This window comes from Halodurantibacterium daqingense (assembly GCF_042666235.1).
Classification (GTDB): Bacteria; Pseudomonadota; Alphaproteobacteria; order Rhodobacterales; family Rhodobacteraceae; genus Halodurantibacterium; species Halodurantibacterium daqingensis.
In genome coordinates this window covers 368,592-389,556 of sequence record NZ_JBHTFQ010000005.1, presented here as the reverse complement: position 1 = coordinate 389,556, position 20,965 = coordinate 368,592, and the positions used below count along the sequence as shown (strand labels likewise).

19 protein-coding genes are annotated in these 20,965 nt (G+C 66.6%); 9 read left to right on the top strand and 10 right to left on the bottom strand.

The genetic code is table 11. From position 1 onward, the window contains the following. Window positions 1-625: 625 nt before the first annotated feature. The 9 genes from ACFQXB_RS11620 to ACFQXB_RS11580 all read right to left on the bottom strand — a co-directional run bounded on the left by ACFQXB_RS11620 (window position 626) and on the right by ACFQXB_RS11580 (window position 12,174). Window positions 626-1,552 carry a hypothetical protein gene (locus ACFQXB_RS11620; protein ID WP_377403626.1) on the bottom strand — a complete coding sequence of 309 codons (927 nt, stop codon included), beginning with the start codon at window positions 1,550-1,552 and terminating at the stop codon, window positions 626-628. After that, window positions 1,549-3,483 carry a glycosyltransferase family 2 protein gene (locus ACFQXB_RS11615; RefSeq protein ID WP_377403623.1) on the bottom strand — a complete coding sequence of 645 codons (1,935 nt, stop codon included), beginning with the start codon at window positions 3,481-3,483 and terminating at the stop codon, window positions 1,549-1,551. The genes ACFQXB_RS11620 and ACFQXB_RS11615 overlap by 4 nt, the downstream gene beginning before the upstream one ends. Before the next feature lie 110 nt (window positions 3,484-3,593). Further along, window positions 3,594-4,610, bottom strand: coding sequence for a UDP-glucuronic acid decarboxylase family protein (locus tag ACFQXB_RS11610; RefSeq protein ID WP_377403620.1), 1,017 nt, complete (start codon window positions 4,608-4,610; stop codon window positions 3,594-3,596). After that, a complete protein-coding gene (locus ACFQXB_RS11605) occupies window positions 4,607-5,716 on the bottom strand; it encodes a CgeB family protein (protein ID WP_377403617.1) in 1,110 nt (369 codons plus the stop codon). Before ACFQXB_RS11605 ends, ACFQXB_RS11610 begins: the two co-directional genes overlap by 4 nt. After that, a complete protein-coding gene (locus tag ACFQXB_RS11600) occupies window positions 5,713-6,804 on the bottom strand; it encodes a CgeB family protein (protein WP_377403614.1) in 1,092 nt (363 codons plus the stop codon). The genes ACFQXB_RS11605 and ACFQXB_RS11600 overlap by 4 nt, the downstream gene beginning before the upstream one ends. After that, the gene (locus tag ACFQXB_RS11595) at window positions 6,801-7,913 is read right to left on the bottom strand and encodes a CgeB family protein (protein ID WP_377403611.1); all 1,113 of its coding nucleotides are present in this window, start codon (window positions 7,911-7,913) and stop codon (window positions 6,801-6,803) included. Before ACFQXB_RS11595 ends, ACFQXB_RS11600 begins: the two co-directional genes overlap by 4 nt. A 3-nt stretch (window positions 7,914-7,916) precedes the next feature. After that, entirely contained in the window at window positions 7,917-9,044 is a 1,128-nt protein-coding gene (locus ACFQXB_RS11590; protein WP_377403608.1) for a glycosyltransferase family 4 protein, read from the bottom strand. Beyond that, the gene (locus tag ACFQXB_RS11585; protein ID WP_377403605.1) at window positions 9,041-11,071 is read right to left on the bottom strand and encodes an NAD-dependent epimerase/dehydratase family protein; all 2,031 of its coding nucleotides are present in this window, start codon (window positions 11,069-11,071) and stop codon (window positions 9,041-9,043) included. The genes ACFQXB_RS11590 and ACFQXB_RS11585 overlap by 4 nt, the downstream gene beginning before the upstream one ends. Then, the gene (locus ACFQXB_RS11580; RefSeq protein ID WP_377403602.1) at window positions 11,068-12,174 is read right to left on the bottom strand and encodes an NAD-dependent epimerase/dehydratase family protein; all 1,107 of its coding nucleotides are present in this window, start codon (window positions 12,172-12,174) and stop codon (window positions 11,068-11,070) included. Before ACFQXB_RS11580 ends, ACFQXB_RS11585 begins: the two co-directional genes overlap by 4 nt. A gap of 221 nt (window positions 12,175-12,395) precedes the next feature. Between ACFQXB_RS11580 and ACFQXB_RS11575 the strand changes: the two genes are divergently transcribed. From ACFQXB_RS11575 to ACFQXB_RS11545, 7 genes are all read left to right on the top strand, one after another. Continuing rightward, window positions 12,396-13,823 carry a UDP-glucose dehydrogenase family protein gene (locus tag ACFQXB_RS11575; protein WP_377403599.1) on the top strand — a complete coding sequence of 476 codons (1,428 nt, stop codon included), beginning with the start codon at window positions 12,396-12,398 and terminating at the stop codon, window positions 13,821-13,823. A 35-nt stretch (window positions 13,824-13,858) separates the two neighbouring features. Continuing rightward, window positions 13,859-14,845 (top strand): MDR/zinc-dependent alcohol dehydrogenase-like family protein, encoded by a 987-nt coding sequence (locus tag ACFQXB_RS11570; RefSeq protein WP_377403596.1) that lies wholly within the window; start codon window positions 13,859-13,861, stop codon window positions 14,843-14,845. Beyond that, the gene (locus ACFQXB_RS11565; protein ID WP_377403594.1) at window positions 14,842-15,918 is read left to right on the top strand and encodes a Gfo/Idh/MocA family protein; all 1,077 of its coding nucleotides are present in this window, start codon (window positions 14,842-14,844) and stop codon (window positions 15,916-15,918) included. The genes ACFQXB_RS11570 and ACFQXB_RS11565 overlap by 4 nt, the downstream gene beginning before the upstream one ends. 25 nt (window positions 15,919-15,943) lie before the next feature. Further along, complete coding sequence (locus ACFQXB_RS11560) at window positions 15,944-16,129, top strand: hypothetical protein (protein WP_377403591.1); 186 nt, start codon at window positions 15,944-15,946, stop codon at window positions 16,127-16,129. A 649-nt stretch (window positions 16,130-16,778) separates the two neighbouring features. Further along, window positions 16,779-18,197, top strand: a complete 1,419-nt coding sequence (locus ACFQXB_RS11555; RefSeq protein ID WP_377403588.1) for a cytochrome ubiquinol oxidase subunit I — start codon at window positions 16,779-16,781, stop codon at window positions 18,195-18,197. Then, entirely contained in the window at window positions 18,187-19,191 is a 1,005-nt protein-coding gene (gene cydB / locus ACFQXB_RS11550; RefSeq protein ID WP_377403585.1) for a cytochrome d ubiquinol oxidase subunit II, read from the top strand. Before ACFQXB_RS11555 ends, cydB begins: the two co-directional genes overlap by 11 nt. Further along, window positions 19,191-19,301 (top strand): DUF2474 family protein, encoded by a 111-nt coding sequence (locus ACFQXB_RS11545; RefSeq protein WP_377403582.1) that lies wholly within the window; start codon window positions 19,191-19,193, stop codon window positions 19,299-19,301. The genes cydB and ACFQXB_RS11545 overlap by 1 nt, the downstream gene beginning before the upstream one ends. 119 nt (window positions 19,302-19,420) lie before the next feature. Here ACFQXB_RS11545 and ACFQXB_RS11540 read toward each other — a convergent pair whose 3' ends face one another. Further along, window positions 19,421-19,924: a sigma-70 family RNA polymerase sigma factor gene (locus ACFQXB_RS11540; RefSeq protein WP_377403579.1), complete on the bottom strand. Its 504-nt coding sequence runs from the start codon at window positions 19,922-19,924 to the stop codon at window positions 19,421-19,423. Between the two features lie 133 nt (window positions 19,925-20,057). On the opposite strand from ACFQXB_RS11540, the gene ACFQXB_RS11535 reads away from it, so the two are divergent. Together ACFQXB_RS11535 and ACFQXB_RS11530 are read left to right on the top strand one after the other, a co-directional pair. After that, on the top strand, window positions 20,058-20,285 hold the full coding sequence (locus ACFQXB_RS11535) for a hypothetical protein (protein ID WP_377403576.1): 228 nt from the start codon (window positions 20,058-20,060) through the stop codon (window positions 20,283-20,285). A gap of 189 nt (window positions 20,286-20,474) precedes the next feature. Then, window positions 20,475-20,912 (top strand): low affinity iron permease family protein, encoded by a 438-nt coding sequence (locus ACFQXB_RS11530; protein ID WP_377403573.1) that lies wholly within the window; start codon window positions 20,475-20,477, stop codon window positions 20,910-20,912. Window positions 20,913-20,965: the final 53 nt, after the last annotated feature.

Sequence of the window (20,965 nt, the reverse complement as noted above, 5' to 3'; positions counted from 1 at the left end):
CAGACAACCAACCAGAGCAACCGCTCCAACCCGCTACCGTCCGTCTCGGTGAAGCGGTATTTACGAACCACAACAAATATCCGCAAGAGGAAAAATGCAGCAGCCTGTCGATTTTTTGCCGGATTGCCGTGCAGCGGCCGGATCGTGTAGTCGCGGCGGATCATGCTACCAGATGTGCCTCTGCGCCGAAGCGTCCGCGGACCTCCCGGCCGGCGGGTCACGACGCCCCTGTCCCTGTTGCGGCGACTCGGGGATCCGGACGATTCCGGTTCTCCGGAGCACAAGCAGCCAGGCTGCTACTGGTTGCGCAATGGCGGCCCGGCCCCAGCAGCCAGGACGCAATCCGCCCCGAGACCGGCGGATCGGCAACGGCACAAGTCCGGATGCGCCCGGGAAAACCTGCTACCGTGGCTCATCGGACCTTCGTCGCAGAACCCTCGCGGAATGACCCGCAGCCGGATCGGGCCAGACCGCGCCATGGAATGCAGGCGGTCGCCCGCGCATCCCCCCGGCCGGACTGGCCCTTCTGGCACGTCGCGCCGTGCGGACCGGCCGCAGACTGGAAGCACGCCCAAGAAGCGGGGGCGGATGTGCTGCCTGCGCAGGAAGCTGAACGCGACCGGCCTCAGGGCCGGACAAGGATGATGCGAGGGTCGGTGGCGATCGCCGCGACATCCTTCTCGTAAAGTGCAGTCAGATGGCTGCGCTCCGGCGGACTCCAGGGGTCATAGGCGGCCCATCGGGCACCGCGAGGGAAGCGCTCCTGCAGCTCGCGCCACTGCTCCAGCGCAGCACCCGGGCCCTGGACACGCGCGATCTGCAAAAGCTCCTGCACAGCCCGGCCCGATGCCGAGGGACGCTTGTTTTCAGTCCCCGGCGACTTGAACCGCCCCACATCCACAGTCGGACCGCAGAGGTTCGCCATGATGACGGGCTCGATCTGTCGAAAATCCTCGTAGCGCCAGACATGAACGCGGGCCGCAGGGAAATGCTCGATGCAGGACGTTATCGCGGAATGCCAGCCTGCCCCCTGATCCAGAACCTGACGCTTCATCACATCGTCGGCCAGGAACGAGTTAGCCGAGGCGGACCGCAGGAACTCGATATAGGCAGAGGAAAAGAAGTCGGCGTAATTCCGGATGCCAAGATGGACCTCGCGCACGGGGATCGGGACGACACCAGCGAGCGCACCAAGCAAATGATCCCGGAACGGGTAGAGGCTCCCGTCGCGGATGCAATGTCCGCAATGGCCGGCAAAGTTCTCATCCGACAGGATCAGGCGCGGCGCGGCGGCATCCATGACGCGGCCGAAGAATTTGTCCGCCAGAGCCGCAAGCTCTGCATCGTCGATGACCGGCTTCCAGCCGATTCCCACCTTCTGATAGGCATTCGACATGCAGGGAATCGTCAACTGCTTGCGCGTGTGACGATGATGTACATAGGTCACGCCCCTGCGGTGCAGGTGCTTCACGTTCCGCATCAGCAGCGACTGGATGTGGCTGGTGGCCGTCTTGTGAAAGCCGCCATGCAGAACGATGTGGGGGTCGCTCATCCTGCGGCTCGGTCATTCGTCCTGGGCGCAGGCATCTCGCCGGGCGGATTGATCGCGCGGATCGCGGCGCGGAACTCGGGCCAGCCCTCGCGCGCGTTCAGATCCTCGATCCGGCTCCGGTGCCATGCGACCGCAGCGGCATGAAGATCCGCCAGCACCGGATCCTTCAGCAGGCGGGCGAACTCGGCCTCGGCCCGCGGCAGGCGCGACAGGATCGTCTCATCGATCTCCACGTTGAGATTCATGTCGATCCAGTAGTCCAGGCCCTGATCCTGCCGGAAATGATTGGCGCGGCCCCGATCCCGCTTGACAAGGAAACTGTCGATCGACCGCACGGCATAATGGTGAAGGCGGGCATGGCTGTGGCTGAAATCGCGCGGCGCCGACCAGCCGTCCGCGATATAGCGCTGCGGCATCTGCTTGCCGCCAGCATCCTTCCACAGCACATCCTGTGCGTCCTCCCCAAAGCGCGGCCGGTGCACGCCGAGCTTGTTGACGCCCGAATCCGGGCGAAACAGGGTCTTGAACCCGCTCGCGCGCTGGCTTGTGAAACCGATCTCGGGCGCAGCCCAGGTGAACTGCCGGCTGATAAAGCGATCCTCGTAGGTCTCGATCCCGCCACAGCCGAACATCTTCCAGCAGAGCGAGATCGCGTCGGCCGGACCACAGGCTTCGAAGAGATCGTCCAGCGTTCCGTCACCGGCACGGATGTTGAGAAACTCGTCGCAATCAGCGTTGATCGCCCAGTCGGCTGTCCGGTAGAGCGGGTGACGAATGGCATGGTTCAGGGCGACACGATGCGGGCTTTGCTCTGCCTTGGCAGGGTTCTCCTGATGAACGGCAACCCCCAGCTCCTGGAGCCGTGACGCCATGTGGTCGGTGCCATCCGCGCAGTCGTTGGTGTAGATCAGAAAGTCGGTGAACCCGATCGACCGGTTGTAGGCCACCCATTCAAGCATGAACGGGCCTTCGTTCTTCATCGTCGTGATCATCAGCCGGCGGTCGTTCTTCTGGCCGCTGCGGTCACGCAACACCGCCGGCGCTGCCGCAACGGCACCTGCTGCCCCCTGCCGCGGGAGTCTGAGAGCTCGTATCCGCGCAGCCATCTCATCGCGGCCTTTGGCGCGGAAATGCCCGGCGAGGACGTTACGAAGCCAGGGCAGGCTGCGGCGGTTCCTGTAAAGGCGGTAGAACTCGGCCTCGGTCAGTTCGCCAAAGATCATCCGTTCCATGAGAGGTTCCAGAATTCCGGCACGACGCAGGAAGCCCTGAGTCTTGTTCCCGGAATGCCGGCAGTTGAACAGCCGGATGTTCTTGCCGCTGAAACGCGAGACATGCCGCTGGTCGGGCACATGATAGGGATCGTAGAAGATGCTGACCTGGCCATGCCCCGCCGTGACCGCCGCCGCATCCGAGAGAGGCAGCGTCCAGTCCTGGCTACGTCCCTGCGGAAAGCGATCCTCCCAAGGCACAAGCGTCTCGTCCAGCGTGGACTGCGGGTTGATTGCAATCACATGGGCCCCGGGAACCAGCGCCGCGAACGACAGCGCGGCGAACGCCCCCATCGACACTCCGGCGAAGACCACGCGTTCATGGCCGGCAAAGAAGCCGTCGGCCGCCAGTTTCTCGAACCGGGCCAGCAACGCCGCGTCGCGATACCAGTTCGCCGCATGCGTCATAACGCCCAGATGCGACAGGCCATGATCCCGCGCAAAGCTGTAGGCCCAGGGTTCCCGGTCTTCGGATGTGTCGCCCGCCTTCGTCAGATTGTCGAAAGTAACAAGAAGGATCGGCCGGGCGCGTCGCACGAAGACCAGGGTCTGCAACGGGCTCTTTTCGACAAAGCCCACTCCTTCGGACTTCGTATGGAAATCACTCAGCCAAATCGATTGCTGCGCAGGGGCACCCGCTGAAACCATTTCATTCGTCATATGCTACCTCGGCGGGTCGGGCGACCCGAACCCGGTTATCTTCAATGAACCGAGTATTACCGATGGCCTGCCCCCATGCAAGCGAACCATTCGCGGCGGATTTCCTGCGCTCAGGCGCGTGCCAGGGCACGCTCCGGGCCAGCGGGCAGATCCACCCCCAGTTCAAGCGCGAACCATTCGGCCGTTCGCTGCAGCCCATCGCCCAGCGGGATCTTCGGCTCCCAGCCCAGAATCGCCCTTGCACGGCTGATATCGGGGCGGCGACGCTGCGGATCGTCCGCCGGCAAGGGCCGGTGCACGAGAGCCGAGCAGGTGCCGGTCATCGCGCGGACGAGCTCGGCCAGTTCCATGACCGTGAATTCGCCGGGATTGCCCAGATTGACCGGCAGACCGGGGTTGTCCTCGACCTCCATCAGCGCGATCAGGCCAGCCACCAGATCCGAGACGAAGCAGAATGAACGCGTCTGCTCGCCACGTCCATAGACGGTAATCGGATCGCCGCGCAGCGCCTGAACCAGAAAGTTCGACACGATCCGCCCGTCATCGGGCTGCATCCGCGGCCCGTAGGTATTGAAGATCCGCGCGACCCGAACATCGCCCTTGCCCGCGCGCAGCCAGTCGAAGCACAGTGCCTCGGCCGCACGCTTGCCTTCGTCATAACAGGCGCGCGGACCCGTGCAGTTCACATTTCCCCAGTAATCCTCGTGCTGCGGGTGCCGCTCGGGATCGCCATAGACCTCGCTGGTCGAGGCCTGAAGAAACCGCGCCCCGTGCTCGGCGGCAAGATGCATCAGATTGCCGGTGCCGCTGATGCAGGTCATCATCGTATGCACCGGATCCGCCTGGTACCGCGGCGGAGAGGCCGGGCAGGCAAGGTTGTAGACCCGGTCCAGGGGCTGGTCGATCACCGTGGGCACGCAGATGTCCTGCTCGATCAGCGAGAAGCGCGGGTGATTGCGGAGCGGCTCCAGATTGCGCATCGATCCCGTCAGGAAACTGTCGAGGCAGATCACCCGGTGTCCCTGCGCCAGCAGCGCGTCGCACAGATGCGAGCCGACGAATCCTGCGCCGCCCGCCACCAGAATGCTCAATCCCGCCATCGTGTCTCTCCCATTGGTAATGCTCATGCCCGGGCTCCGGCCACTGCTGCGCGTCGCTCCATGACCGGTGCCGCCAGCGCCGCGACAAGGTCGCGGGCGCGGGCCTGGCCGGTATGATCCTGCCGGACGATTGCCGCCGCGCGTCGGGCAATGTCTTCCCGATGGCTGTTGCTGAGCGCGGTGAGGATCGTCACCACATCGCCGGCATCCCGCGCGATCAGCACCGCTTCGTCCTCGGGCAGAAGCTCGTCCAGGCCGCGCCAGAAGTCACTGATGATCGGGGTGTGACAGGCTGCAGCCTCGAACAGGCGCACACTGGGCGACCATCCCGCGGCAACCATGTCGGCCCGGGTCACGTTCAGTGTGAACCGCTGGCTCTGATAGAAACCGGCGTGCAGATCCGGCGGCAGATGCTCGATCCGCTCCACATTGGCGGGCCAGTCGATGTCGTCAGGATACTGCGACCCCGCCACCACGAAGCGCATGTCCGGCAGGCGCCGGGCGGGTTCGATCAGCAGTGCCTCGAGCTTGGGCTGCCGGTCATCGCTGTAGGTGCCCAGATAGCCAAGATCCCATTTCGGCGTGGGATCGGCAGCCGGCGCATGGCGTTCCGCATCCACCGAACAGTAAAGCGCCACCGCCCGCTGCGCGCCGAATTCGCGCTCAAGCCGCTCCAGCACCTCGCCCCCCGCGAACGAGAAGTAGATGTCGAACAGCGGCACCTGACGGCGGGCAAGGCAGTCTTCCTCGCCCCGGAGCAGCAGATCCATCGTGACCGGCGTGTCAATGTCATAGAAACACAGCTGCGTCGGCCCGATGGCCGCAACTGCGTCGATGACCTTGCGCCCCTCGGGAACATAGGAGCCGACCACCACCGTGCGGGCGGCGAAGAGCGTTTCCCCATGCCCGGAGACAAGCTCATCAACGCTGTCATAAAGGCGCAGGTCGCAGAAATCGGGCACGGCCAGATCGCGGTTCGCGGCATACCAGGGCACATCGCGTTCCAGAAACAGCACCCGCTTGCCCTCGGCCTTCAGGCCACGCAGCAGCGCGCGATAGGTTGTGGCATGTCCATTCCCCCAGGACGAGGACAGCGACAGGCCGATGAAGACGAGATCATAGCGTTGGGTCATGAGGGGATTCCGGCGCCAAGGGCATGGGTGCGAAACAGTGCGCAGGCATCTGCCGCACGGTGGTCATAGGTGTGTTCCCGCAGCACGCGGCCAAGTGCACGGGCGCCGATCTCGCGGGCCTCGCCCGGGCGAAGGGCCGCAAGGTGTTCGGCTACGTCCTGCCCGTCACGGGCCACGAGGATTTCCTCGTCCGGCTTGAAGAACTGCTCGATCCCCTGCCAGTAGTCGGTGATGAGGCAGGCGCCGGCGCCGGTTGCCTCGAAGACGCGGGTCGCGGGGGAAAAGCCCACCTCGGCCATGCTGTCGCGCGCGATGTTCAGCACCGCGCGCGGCGTGGTGTTGAAGGCATTGTGATCGGCGGTGGGCACATGGCCGAGGCTGCGCAGATTGGCCGGCAGCGGATAGTCATGCCAGCCGGACCCGCCCAGGATGAACCGCTGGTCAGGCAGGCGCAGGGCCGGTCCGATGAAGAACTCGGCCACACGCGCCTCGCGGTCGGGCAGCCGGTTGCCCAGAAAGCCCAGATCGGCCGCAAAGCGCGGTTCGGGCGGCACGGGGTGGTGGGTGGATGGATCAAGGGCATTGTAGATCGGCACACAGGCCCGCGCCCCCAGCCCCCGGTAGGCACTGACCACCGGATCGCCGCCGCCATAGGTCAGCACCATGTCAAGATCCGGCAGCATCCGGCGCAGCGGGTGGTCGGGCGCGGCACGCAGTTCGGCCAGGGTCGCCGGCGCATCCACATCCCAGAAGATCCGCAACGCCCCGGGCCGGGCGGCTGCAAAGACCTCGGCCAGCAGCAGGTCATCCTCGAACCCGACGCCGCTTGCCTTGACGACGATGTCGGCATGGCGCGCCTCGGCTGCGGCGGCCTTCAGGGCCGGAACGGTCCCGTCATAGACCACGACGCGGCACCAGTCGGGCGGGTCGATATCACGGTGCTTCTGGCGGTCATAGACATCGGGTTCGTAGAAGGTGATCTCATACCCCCGCGCGGCCAGCGCCCGCAAAAGCCCCCGGTAATAGGTGGCCGCACCGTTCCAGTAGGACGACAGAAGGCTTGATCCGTAGAAGGCGATGCTTTTCATTCCGCAGGCTCCGGCTGTGCGATCTGATCCGAGAGGGTGGCAAGGATGGCAAGAAGCTCGTCCACACGGTGGCGGCAGGTATGACGGGCGCAGACGGTTTCCATCCCTGCCCGGGCGAGGTCGCGCCGCGCGTCAGGATCCGCCGCAAGCATCCGCAGATGCTGTTCCATTTCGGCACCATTCCGGGCCTTCAGATAATCGCCGGGGCGGAACAGACCTTCCACATCTGACCAGGGCGCACTGACCAGCGGGATCCCGCAGGCCAGGGCCTCGAACATGCGGATGGTGGGAATGCCGGCCAGCGCCTCGACATAGGGACGACGCGGGACATGCACGGTCATGCGGTGGCGGGCAAAGGCTTCGGGCACCCGCGCATTTGCAACCGATCCGCCATAGCTGATCCCGGCTTCCTTCAGCGCGGCAAGGGCCTCGTCCGGATAGCGCACGCCGCGCACAACGGCCTGCAAACCCAGCCGCGCCACCGGCCCGATCAGGAATTCCTGCAGTTCGGCGCTGCGTTCGTCATCCCCCCAGTTGCCGATCCAGATCAGGTCCGAGTCCGGCTCGCGCCCCGTGAGGGGGCGGAACAGGATGTCATCCGCAGCCTCGTGCCACGTGAACACCCGTCGCCCCCAGCCCGCCGCAAGGTAGCGCTCGCGCAGCGCCTCGCCAAAGGCCAGGACGGCATCATAGCCCGACAGATCCAGCCCGGCGATTTCGCCCTCGGCGCTGACGGCGCGGTGGTGGGTGTCGTGGAACAGCAGCAGGAACCGCCCCCCTGCCGCCCGCGCCCGTCCGATGCGGGCGATCAGGGCGGGATCGGTCCATTCGTGCACGATCACCACATCGGCGGCATCAAGCGCCGCCTCATGGTCGAAACCGGCATCGTAGATGTCGGACTGCAGTTCCGGGAACAGGGTTGCGAACTCGTCAAGCGCAGCGCGGCCGCGATCCTTGATGAGGTTTTCACGGCTCCAGGAGTCGCGCGGTTCCAGGGCCCGGGTGTCATGGCCGCGGCGGATCAGGTCGCGCATGATCCCGCGCAGGAAATGGGCATTGCCGTGATTCCAGTCGGAAATCAGCGAATGGGTATAGAACAGGACACGCATGGCTCATCGCTCCGCCGAAGGGGTGGTGACGGCGCAGAGATCGCCGTAGATGCGCAGCATCGCCTCGGTCTGCTGCGCGGGCCGGTAGCGCGCCGCCCGTTCCTGGGCCGCGGCCCCCAGACGCTGGCGCAGGGCGCGATCGGCCACGAGCCGGTTCACCTCGGCGGCCAGGGCCTCGGGCCGGTTGGGGGCGAAGAACAGCGCGGCACCATCCCAAAGCTCGCGGTAGGTCGGGATATCGGACAGGACCAGTGGCAGACCGCTCCGCGCCGCCTCAAGCACGGCAAGGCCGAAGGGCTCGTAAAGCGAGGGGGACACGAAGATGCCCGCGCGGGACATCAGGCCGACAACCTCGGCAAAGCCACGCTCGCCGCGGTGGTCGGCGTGCTGGATCTTCACGCCATCACCCTTGGGGGACCGGTTCGCGCCAGCCATGACCAGGGGCCAGTCCATGCGGGGCGCGGCCTCGTCCAGAACGGCGGCGTTCTTGCCGTCATCCCACCAGCGCCCAGCGGCCAGCACGAAAGGTTCGCCACTGGTCTGCCGCTCGGTCAGCCGTGACGCGTTGTGCACCACATGAATCCCCCGGATCGGGCCATAGCAGCTTTCCAGCAGCGCCGCATGGCTGCGCGACGGGGCGACCGAGATATCGGCTGCGGCGAAACCCTGCATGTTGCGCCGGGCCTGCCATTCCCAGCTGCGCGGCACGCCGGCCTGGCGCACGGCGGCAAACCAGCTGACGACGCAGGAATGCGACACCACGACCACGGGCACCGGAACCTTCAGCCCCACCGCCTGTGACGGCAGGTTCAGATGCACCAGATCGACGCCATGCAGCGCGACAAGCCGCGCGATCACGTCGGGCACCACGTCCAGTCCGGCCTCGTCGTCCAGCATCCAGTCCAGCGGCGCGTGGCACCACTCGACCACGCCCAGTGCCTCGGCCTCGGCGCGTTGCGCGGCCGATGGCTCGGGGCCGAAACCGGCAAAGACGAGTTCGAGCCCCGCCGCCCGCAGCCCCGTGCCCAGATCCATCGCATAGCGCCAGACGCCACCCACGGCATCCACGGTCATGAGCAGCCGGATACCCGCCATGTCATGGCTCTTTCTGAAAGGGGTGGTTATGTTCATGCCCTGATCTTCCGCTTTTCGGGCACAAGACCGCGCTGCTGCAGCCGGTTTTCGGCCAGCCAGACCGCCAGGTCTCGCAGCCCTTCGCGCCAGTGCACGCGCGCCGACCAGCCGGTGGCGGCCTGAAGCTGCCGGGTGTTGGCCACGAAATACAGCTGATCCCCTGCCCGCCAGTCGGCATACTGCACATCCGGCGCGCGTCCGGTCAGGCGCCCGATCTCGTGCAGGACCGACTGAAGGCTGACGGCGTTCTGGACGCCGCCGCCCAGATTGAACACCCGGTGCGTCAGACGCGCCGAATGGTCATGCAGCGCGCGATAGGCGGCAACGGCATCGTCCACATGCAGAACGTCCCGCACCTGCCGACCGTCGCCATAGATCGAGATGGGCTCGCCCCTGAGCGCGCGGATCAGGAAATGCGCGACCCAGCCCTGGTCTTCGGTGCCGAACTGGCGCGGGCCATAGATGCAGCTCATGCGGAGCACCGCCGCCTGCATGCCGCGCGTCTTGGCGTAATCCAGCACATATTGATCGGCGACCCCCTTGGAACAGCCGTAAGGCGTGCAGAAGTCCAGCGGGCGCGTCTCGTCGATGCCGCCGGCGCTGATCGCGGCATCGGCGGGCAGATAGCGGTCGTTGAGCGACTGCATCTCCAGATCCTCGAGCCCGCCATAGACCTTGTTGGTGCTGGCAAAGATCACCGGCACCGTGCGTCCCGTCGCGCGGACCGCCTCAAGCACATTCAGCGTGCCCCGGGCGTTCACCTCGAAATCCTGGATCGGATGCTCAAGGCTCGTGGTGACAGCGGTCTGGCCGGCCAGATGAAAGACCGCCGACGCATCCTGCATCACGGCGCTCAGCGTCGGTTCATCGCGCAGGTCGGCCAGAACCGCATGCACCCGTTCGCCGTGGCGTTCCGACAGCCAGTGCAGGTTTTCATCCACCCCGGGACGGCTGAGATTGTCGAGGATGATGACCTCCTGCCCCTCGGACAGGAAGCTATCGGCAAGGTTCGATCCGATGAACCCGCTGCCGCCGGTGATGACGACAGGGCGTTCTGCGCGGGCCAGTTCCGGCACGGCAAGCTGTGCGGTCTCGGCTAGGCGGGGCAACCCCCCTGCCATCAGCAGCCGCGCCAGAAGCTTGGGCTGATTGCCGGAATCCACCGCGCCCAGATGATAGTGGCGGGGATCGAACCAAAGCCCTTCCTGCACCGCCACGTCCGGGGCCAGATCGCGCCAGGCGTACCAGTACATCCTGTCGGCCGGTACCTGCAGCGCCGACACGAAGCGCCGGGCCTGCTCCATCTCGTCGCGCCGCCAGGTGGAATAGCCGGTTTCGGTGATCCACAACTCGTTCTGCGGGTTGTGCCGGTCAAGGATGGCGCGCATCTCGCCCAGATGCAGATCCCATCCGCCCCAGGTCGCCGCCTCGCTGTCCCAGGTGCCCGGAAAACCGTGGAAGCCCACAGCGGCACATTCGTTCAGAATGCCGCGCTCGCCCATCATGTTGAGCCAGAGCGGATCGAAGGGGCACGGCCCGCCCAGAACCGCCTTCCAGCCACGCTTCTTCACCCAATAGGCCGCGCCGCCGACCATTTCGCAGAACAGGTCAAAGTTCGGATCGGCGCGCCAGTCCCAGTCCAGAAGGTTGTTGGGCTCGTTCCACAGTTCGACATGTTCGAAATGCTCGCCATGCAGCGTCAGGACATGGTCGATGAAATCGGCATAGGCCTTCAGGTCATGCGGCGCCCCCGTGCACTTGCCGTTGCGCGAGATCGACGGCGGCGTGTAGTGGACACAGGGCAGAAGGTCGAAATCGCGGCCCAGCTTGGGCAGAAGCCAGGCAAACCATTCCGCCCCGCCCGGCGCCAGATATTCGGCCCAGGACAGATGCGTGCGCAGGTATTGCGCGCCCGAAGCCCGCAGCCCGGCCAGCGTCTCCTCGGTCCGCTCATATTCTCCGGGACGGAACCATTCGACAAACCCATAGGCCGCATCGGGCCTCAGCGCCGGCCGTCCGGTCATGATACGAGCCCCCGCTCTTCGAGCTGGCGTTTCATCTCGGCGCCGCGGTCGATCACCGTCATTCCCCGCACCCAGTCCACGAACTCGGTCAGCGAATCCTCCAGCTTGAACTGCGGCTCGAAGCCCAGCACCGCCCGCGCGCGGCCGATATCGGCAAAGCAGTTGCGGATATCGCCCGACCGGGCCTTCTGCAGGATCTCGGGCGCGATGTGCGGCACGCCCATCGCCTCGGCCAGCAAGGTGGCCACGCGGGAAATCGGATAGGCATTGCCCGACCCGATATTGAGCACCTGCCCCGCTGCCTCGGGCCGCTCCAGAGCGAGGCGGAAGGCGCGCGCCACATCGCGCACATGCACGAAGTCGCGGCGCTGTTCGCCATCCTCGAAGATCATCGGCGCCTGGCCATTCGCCAGCCGCGAGGCAAAGTTCGCAAGAACCCCGGTATAGGGGTTGGAAAGCGCCTGCCCGGCCCCGAAGACGTTGAACAGCCGCAGCGCAACCGCATCGACGCCATAGGCCTCGCCCCAGATCAGCACGGCGCGTTCCTGGAAATACTTGGTCAGCGCATAGATCGAGGCCAGATCGACCGGCTTGGTTTCGTCGGTCGCAATGGCCTGCAAGGCCCCGCCGTCGCTGTCGGTCGGGTTCCAGCGGCCGGCGCGCACTTCCGCCGGGCTGCGGCGCACCGCGTTCAACTGCCTGCCATCGGCGGCCTCGTAAAGCCCCTCGCCATAGACGCTCATGGACGAGGCGACGACGATCTTGCGGATCGGCAGGCCGGCCATCGCCTCGAGCAACACCGCCGTTCCCAGGTCATTGCCGCCAACGTAGCGGGCGATTTCGTACATCGACTGGCCCACGCCCACCTCGGCGGCCAGATGCACCACATGATCCACATCCTTCAGCGCCCGCCGCACCAGATCGCTGTCGCGCACATCGCCGCGGATTACCTGCGCGCCTTCGGGCAGCGCGACCTCGGCCCCGTCATGCACCTGGTCGATGAAGGCATCGAGAAGGCGCACTTCATGGCCGTGGGCCAGCAGATCCTCGGCCACGTGGCGTCCGATGAACCCGCATCCGCCGGTAACGAGCGTAGTTGGCATATGCGTCCCCTGTTCCTGTTCTGGATGCTGATGATGGCCACCCAACGGACGGCGGCAGCAAATGTTCCATGGAAATCCGGGGGGATGGCGCCGACGCCGGCATCAATGACATCATCAGCAACTTCCCGCCCATCCCAGCCTCTACTTCTGGAACCAGCCGGGTCTGCCGCCCGTTAAGGGCTGGTCCGGCAGGCGCCGGCATCCGGAAAGAGGAGAACGGAATGAACATCGTGATGATCGGGGCCGGCTATGTCGGGCTCACAACCGGTGCCTGTCTTGCGCACCTGGGCCATTCCGTCACCTGTGTCGAATCGGATCCGCGCCGTCTCGGCCCGCTGCGCGCCGGAGACATTCCGATCTATGAACCCGGCTTGGCCGATGTGGTGCAGGCGTGCCGGCTTTCGGGCCGGCTGCAGTTCGCCGATCCCGATACACCTGCGCTTGGCACGGCCGATGTGGTGATGCTTGCCGTGGGCACGCCATCCGGTGCCGACGGCGACATCGACCTTGCACAGATTCACGAGGCCGCGCGCCAGATCGCCCCGCGCCTGCGCCCCGGCGCGGTGATCGCGATCAAGTCCACCGTCGTCGCCGGCACCGCCCGGTCGGTGGCGGCCCTTGTGGCGAGGGCGCGCGGGGCCGGCGATGTGGCCGTCGTCTCGAACCCCGAGTTCCTGCGCGAAGGTTCGGCGCTCGCGGATTTCCTCACGGCAGACCGGATCGTGGTCGGGGCCGACGATCCGGCCGCCGCCGGGGTCATGGCGGCCCTCTATGCCCCGCTCACCGAACAGGGCGTTCCCTATGTCCGGACCGGGACGATCGATGCGGAACTGATCAAATATGCCGCCAATGCCTGCCTTGCGTTGCGCATCGGCTTTGTCAACGAACTGGCCGATCTGTGCGAGGCCGCAGGCGGCGATATCGCACGTGTGACCGAGGGCATCGGGCTGGACAGCCGCATCGGCCCCCGGTTCCTGCAGGCGGGGCCCGGCTTTGGCGGATCCTGCTTTCCCAAGGACACCCGCGCCTTTGCCGCCACCGGGCGCCGTCTGGGTGCGCGCCAGACGGTGATCGAGGCGCTGATCGCGGCCAACGAGGCGCGCAAGACCGCGCTTGCCGGGCGCATCCTTCAGGCCCTGGACGCCCGCCAGAACGGGACCGAGCGGCGCCCGCGGCGCGTCGCGGTCCTGGGCATGGCCTTCAAGGCCGGCACCGACGATGTGCGCGACGCGGCGGCGCTCTCGGTCGTGCCGGCGCTGACGGCGGCCGGGGTCACCGTAACGGGCCATGACCCCAAGGCCCGCGACCAGGCGGCGGCGCTGCTGCCGGGCGTCGGCTGGGCCGATGATCCCTATGACGCCGCAGCCGGCGCGGATGCGGTCGTCATCCTGACCGAATGGGAAGAATATCGTCGCCTCGATCTGGGCCGTCTCGCGCAGCGGATGTCGGGCAAGCTGCTGTTCGATTTCCGCAACCTCCTCTGCCCAGATGCGGCCGCCCGTGCGGGGCTCGATTGCATCGGCATCGGCCGCGCCGCGCCCCCCGGCACCACGCCCGCGCAGCATGGCACCGCCCCCAAGGGCAGTGGCGGGCATGCCCGGGTCCGCCGCGGTACCGGCTGGCTTCAGGTCGCGGCCTCGCCATCCTGACCCGTCAGATCCCCTCCCAACAAGCGAGAGTCTTCGTGCGCGATATCACCGACACCGTCCAGACCATCCCCGCCGCCGTCCTCTCGGCCCCCGGCGAGATCAGGATCATCGAAACCCCCTTGCCCGAACCCGGCCCGCACGAGGTTCGGGTGCGGCTTGAAGGCTGTGGCGTCTGTGCCTCGAACCTCGGGCCGTGGGCCGGCCCGGACTGGATGGAATACCCCACCGCCCCCGGCGCCATGGGCCACGAAGGCTGGGGCGTGATCGACGCGCTGGGGGCGCAGGTCGTGGGGCTGCGCCCCGGGCAGCGCGTGGCGATCCTGTCGCAGAACGCCTATGCCACCCATGACATAGCGCCGGCGAATGCGGTGGTGCCGCTGCCCCCCGCGCTTGATGGTCAGCCCTTCCCCGGCGAGCCGCTGGGCTGCGCGATGAACATCTTCGCGCGCGCCGCGATCCGTCCGGGGCAGTCCGTGGCGATCATCGGTGTGGGCTTTCTCGGCGCGCTTCTGGTGCAACTGGCCGCGCAGGCCGGCGCGCAGGTCATCGCGATCTCGCGCCGGCAAAGCTCGCTCGACTTGGCGGCGCGCATGGGGGCGGCGCATCTGGTGCCGATGCAGGACCATTGGGACATCATCGACCAGACCCGGGATCTGACCGGCGGGCAGTTCTGCGATTGCGTGATCGAATGCGTGGGCAAGCAATGGCCGCTTGATCTTGCCGCTGAACTCGTGCGCGAACGCGGCCGGCTGGTGATCGCCGGATATCATCAGGACGGCCCGCGTCAGGTCAACATGCAGCTGTGGAACTGGCGCGGCATCGACGTCATCAACGCCCATGAGCGTGACCCGGCGGTCTATATCGACGGGATGCGCGCCGCGGTCGAGGCCGTGGTCGCCGGCCGGCTGACGCCGGCGCCGCTTTACAGCCGCGCCTATCCGCTGTCGCGCCTGGACGAGGCGCTGGACGACACCCGCGACAAGCCCGGCGCTTTCGTCAAGGCATGGATCCGTTACGAATGACTGTCACGTTGCTTTCCCCCCGCACGTCGCCGGCCGACCTCCGCCGCCCGCGCCTCGGCTTTCTGGGCCTTGGCTGGATCGGCCGGCACCGGATGGAGGCGCTGAGCGCCACAGACGGGATCGAGATCGCAGCCCTCTGCGATCCCTCGCCCGAAGCGCTTTCGGCTGCGCAAACCCTCGCACCCGGCGCCTGGGCCTCGGCCGATCCCGAGGCGCTTCTGGCGCAGGATCTGGACGGGCTCGTGATTGCAACCCCCAGCGCCCAACACGCCGCGCAATCGATCGCGGCGCTTGAACGCGGCATGGCGGTCTTCTGTCAGAAACCCCTGGGACGCAATGCCGCCGAGGCTGCGGCGGTGGTGCAGGCCGCGCGCCGCGCCGACCGGTTGCTTGCGGTGGACCTGTCCTACCGCCATACCGCCGCAATGGCGGCGATCCGGCCCCTGCTGCGCGATGGCGCACTGGGGCGGATCTTCGCCGTCGATCTGACCTTCCACAACGCCTATGGCCCCGACAAGGCCTGGTTCCACGACCGAGCCCTCTCCGGGGGTGGCTGCGTGATGGATCTCGGCGTGCATCTCGTGGATCTGGTGCTCTGGGCGCTGGACCATCCGAAGGTGGTCGATGTGCAGGCCCATGTGCTGGCCGGCGGAGCACCGCTTGATCCCGAAGGCGCGGCGGTCGAGGATTTCGCCGCCGTCACCCTCACGCTTGCCGGGGGGACGGTGGTACGGCTGGCCTGTTCCTGGAACCTGCCCGCCGGCTGCGACGCCGACATCGGCGCCGCGTTCTATGGGACGGCGGGCGGAGCCGCGCTGCGGAATGTGAACGGGTCGTTCTTCGATTTCACCGCCGAACGCTTCAACGGCACGCAGCGCGACTGCCTTGCCGCCCCGCCCGACCAATGGGGTGGCCGCGCCGCCGTGGACTGGGCGAGGCGCCTTGCGGAAGGCGAAGGATTCGATCCCGATGCCGAGCGTCTTGTCACCCTGGCGCAGACGCTCGATGCGATCTATGCTGCTGCCGGAGCTGCACCCGTTCAGGAACAAAGCCCGCTCGCCTCGGTTCTCTGACAGACAGGAACCAAGGAGACCGCAGATGACGAACCGCATGCCTCCCGTCCCGCCCGAGAACCGCAGCGACAAGGGGCCGGGCGATCCCGGCACCGCTGCCCGCGACACGACCCCCGACAGGGACGAGCGCGACCGGAACACCGCCCAACAGGGCCGTCAGGGCGATATCAAGCAGAACACGACCAATCAGGGCTACCAGACGAACCGCTGAAGCCCTGCGGCCGGGCGGTGCGATCCCGCCCGACCGCGCGCCGGTGCACCCGGTCCTTCCCCTCGCATGGATCCCCCGCCCGCCGGCGCCGCGCGTGAATCGGCTTCACCCCCGGCGGCGGGATCTTGAACGCCGGCAAGCACCGCCCGGGCGCGCCTGCCGCGCCTCGCGTGTCCGGGGTCTGCAGATTGTGCTGTCGATCAGCGCAGAACCCTGTCCGGATCTGCACCGCGCCTTTCGGGACTGCACCCAGTGACGGCATCGCCGTCCCAGGCACCCGAGCCCCGTCCCGGCCGAGTGCGCAGACTTCGCCACAATGGCCCTGCGCGCCATCCACGGCACGGATTGCGCAAGCAAGCGGGCGTTCGGCCACCCTTGCCTCATGACCCTTCCCCCGGAAGGCGCTCCGCCGGATCGGGCCTCGATCCCGAACCAGGCCGGGCGCACGACTCCCCTGGATCAGACAGGACTCAGCTGACCTTGCGCGACAAAATGGCTCTGGACAGCATCGGAACAAAGCCGCAGCATCAATGGTTGGAACCGTGATGCCAGCCGGGTTCCCATTCTTCCGTCGGGCCTGACCCGGCGCGCGGGGTCAGGCCCACACGGAATCCCGCCACGTCCGATGCTGGCGCGAAGGAATGACGCGATGATCGAAAACCTCGACGCCCTCCTGCTCGCGCGGATCCAGTTCGCCTTCACGGTGTCCTTCCACATCATCTTTCCCGCCTTCACCATCGGCCTTGCCAGCTACCTCGCGGTGCTCGAGGGGCTCTGGCTCTGGACCAAACGCGAGGTCTATCTGGAGGTGTTCAACTTCTGGAAAACGATCTTTGCCCTGAGCTTCGGCATGGGCGTCGTCTCGGGCATCGTGATGTCCTATCAGTTCGGCACCAACTGGTCGGTTTTCTCGGACAAGGCCGGGCCGGTGATCGGGCCGCTGATGGGCTATGAGGTCCTGTCCGCCTTCTTCCTCGAAGCCGGCTTTCTGGGCATCATGCTCTTCGGCCTGAACCGCGTCGGCAAGGGTCTGCACTTCTTCGCAACCATCATGGTCGCGGTCGGCACGCTGGGATCGGCCTTCTGGATCCTCAGCGTCAACAGCTGGATGCAGACCCCGGCGGGATTCGCGATGAACGATGTCGGGCAATTCGTGCCGGTTGACTGGTGGGCCGCGATCTTCAACCCCTCGTTCCCCTATCGCCTGCTGCACATGGTGCTGGCCGCCTATCTCACCACCGCGCTGGTCGTGGGCGCTGTCGGCGCCTGGCATCTGCTGCAGGGGCGGGCACGCGAACGCGCGGGGATCATGTTCTCGATGGCGATGTGGATGCTGACCGTCGTGGCGCCGCTGCAGATCGCCGCGGGCGACCTGCACGGGCTCAACACGCTGGAACACCAGCCGATCAAGGTCATGGCGATGGAGGGGCATTACGAAAGCCACCCCGAAGGCGCGCCGCTGATCCTGTTCGGGATCCCCAACACCGCGGAACAGCGTATCGACTATGCCGTGCAGATTCCCAAGCTTTCCAGCCTGATCCTCCTGCACGATCTCAACGCCCCGCTCGATGGGCTTGATACGATCCCGCGCGAGCTTCATCCCCCGGTGCCGATCGTCTTCTGGTCGTTTCGCATCATGGTGGGCCTTGGCACCGCGATGGCGATCCTCGGGCTCTGGAGCCTTTGGGCACGGCGGCGCGGGCATCTGTTCACCAATCGCCCGCTGCTGCGCATGGCGCTGGTCATGGGGCCGATGGGTTTTGTCGCGGTGCTGGCCGGCTGGATCACCACCGAGGTGGGCCGGCAACCCTGGACGGTCTACGGGCACCTGCTGACGGCCGATTCCGTCTCGCCCATCGCGGCGCCGGCTGTCGCGGCCTCGCTCGTGGCCTTCATCGTCGTCTATTTCGCCATTTTCGGCGCGGGTACCTTCTATATCCTGCGGCTGATGGGGCGCCTGCCGGATGATCCCGACGAGGATCTGAAGGACGCGCCGCTGCGCACCGCCGGCATCACCCCCGGCCCCCCGAACCCCCGCCGGCACGAGGAGGCACTCCATGGTCGTTGATCTTCCCTTCATCTGGGCCGGCATCATCGCCTTCGCGGTGCTGGCCTATGTCATCATGGACGGGTTCGACCTCGGGGTCGGCATCCTGTTTCCGTTCTTTCCCGAAAAACACGACCGCGACGTGATGATGAACTCGGTCGCGCCGGTCTGGGACGGAAACGAAACCTGGCTGGTGCTGGGCGGCGGCGGGCTGCTGGCCGTGTTTCCCCTGGCCTATGCGACGATCCTGCCCGCGCTTTACGCTCCGCTGATCGTGATGCTTCTGGCGTTGATCTTTCGCGGTGTGGCCTTCGAATACCGCTGGCGCACCAAACGGGCCGAACATCTGTGGGATCTGTCCTTCATCTTCGGATCCACCGTCGCGGCCTTTTCGCAGGGGGTGGCCCTGGGGGCGCTGGTGCAGGGCATCCCGGTGGTGGACCGGGCCTATGCGGGTGGCTGGTGGGACTGGCTGACGCCGTTCTCGCTGCTTACGGGCGTGGCGCTGGTGGTGGGTTACGCGCTTCTGGGCGCGACCTGGCTGGTGATGAAAACCTCGGGACGGCTGGCGATCAAGGCGCGCCGGATCGCGCTGCGCACCGCCGGGGCAACGATCCTCGCAATGGGTCTCGTCAGCCTCTGGACGCCCTTTCTCAACCCGCTGTTTCTGGAACGCTGGTTCGGCTGGCCGAACATGCTTTACAGCGGCATCGTGCCGTTGGGGGTGGCCGGCTGCTTCTATCTCCTGCTGCGCGGCCTTCTGAAACGGCGCGACGTTCTGCCGTTCGTCGCAGCGCTCGGCCTCTTTGTTCTGGGCTTCATCGGCATCGGCATCAGCTTCTATCCCTATATCGTGCCCACCTCGGTCACGATCCACGAAGCCGCCGCCCCGGACGAAAGCCTGCTGTTCCTTCTTGTGGGGGCGGTGGTGCTGGTACCGCTGATCCTTGCCTACACCGCCTATGCCTATTGGGTGTTCCGCGGCAAGGTGGATCCGCACGAAGGCTACCACTGATGCATTCAGCCTACTGGCGCCGCATCGTCTGGTTCCTGCTGCTCTGGGCAGGCGGCGTTGCGGCTCTTGGCCTTGTCGCCTGGATCATCCGCCTCGCGCTTGGCCTCTGACGCGCCGCGCAGCGGCGCCCGGCCCAACGGGATGAGATGTCGGGCTAGGCCCGATATCGAAGACGGGCGGGAGCGCCCCGGCCGCTCCGTTCGCCCCGGCGGCCCTGCCGCGCCGGCGCCTAATGCACCGTCTCGCCCAGTTCGGCCATCAGCATGCTGCGGGCACGGTTGATCCGGCTCTTGACTGTGCCGATCCGGCAGCCGCAGATCTCGGCCGTGCGCTCATAGCTTTCGCCCAGCATGACCACCAGAATCAGCGTCTCGCGGTAATGGGCCGGCAACCTTGCCACCGCCTCCATCAACTCGCCTCCGCGCAACGACCATTCCTGCGTCGGCGCGACCGAGATTGCGTCGGCCACGCAATCGGCAGCCCCGGTCTTTTCGCGGGCCGCAACCTTGATCCGCGTATAGAATGTGTTGCGCATGATCGTGAACAGCCATGCCCGAAGCTGGGTGCCGGGCTGGAACTTCTCTATGTTCGACAGCGCCTTGAGAAGCGTCTCCTGAACCAGATCATCCGCTTCCGTCGTCTCGCGGCACAGGCTCCAGGCAAAGGCGCGCAGGGCCGGGATCAGCGTAATCACTTCCGTGGTCACCGGCTCGTTGCTCGGCTTTGAACTCATTACCAGCGATCCTTTGAATTGAGGCGCCAACGGCTTTGGTATAACCGTCGCCCTCAGGGGTGGTTCCGCCTGCCGCGGGCAAATCTGTGCCGCAGCGCGGCGCCCTTGCGTAAACTCTTTCCGGAAGGCGCTCATGGCCGCAGATCAGCCCCCTCTCTCCGACGCACCGGCGCAGGACCATGCGCTCGACGCGCTGCTGGCCGCGCTTGCGGCCGAGATCGCCCGCGCCAAGCTGTCACCGGAAACGACCGCACTGGCGCTGCGGCTTCAGGCGGCGCTGGACGCGCGCGCAGCCCGTGCGGCACAGGGTGGTGCCCCGTCCCATCCGCAGGAAGATCCGAGGCTGCCGCCCGGCCCCTGAACGGATCCCGCCCCCCCCCTTCCCCCCACACGCACACGCACGAGCCGCCCGGCATGGCACGCCGGGGCGCGCGCGGCAGCAGAGGGGCGACGGCCATGCAGTGCCGACGCGCGAAGGCTGCGGGAACCGATGCTTGCAGGCCGCGTTGATGCTGCACCGCGCCCCGGCGTGCCATGCCCAGGTTCCCCCATGCCCGACACCCGACCCGACACCACCACCCGGACAGGTCCCGGCCTCTTTGTCCGCTTCGCGAATCTGGTTGCCGAACTTGCCGGACGCCCGCTGACCTTCCTGATGGCGGTGATGCTGATCATCGCCTGGGCGCTGACCGGGCCGGCCTTCGGCTTCTCGGAAACCTGGCAGCTGATCGTCAACACCGGCACCACGATCGTGACCTTCCTCATGGTCTTCGTGCTGCAGAATTCCCAGAACCGCGACGGACGTGCCCTCCAGGCCAAGCTGGACGAACTCATCCTGCACAGTCAGGCCGAAAACCGCTTCATCGGTGTGGAGCGCCTGGACGAAAAGGAACTGCGGCGCCTGAGCGAGCTTCTGCATCGTGAAGCCGAGGCGGCCAATGAGGTTGCCGAACAGGTCGAGGATGACCGGAAGGCCCAGTCGGGGTGACCGGCACCGCCACGCCCCTTCTTGCCGCACCACGAGCCTGCGGACCAAGCCGC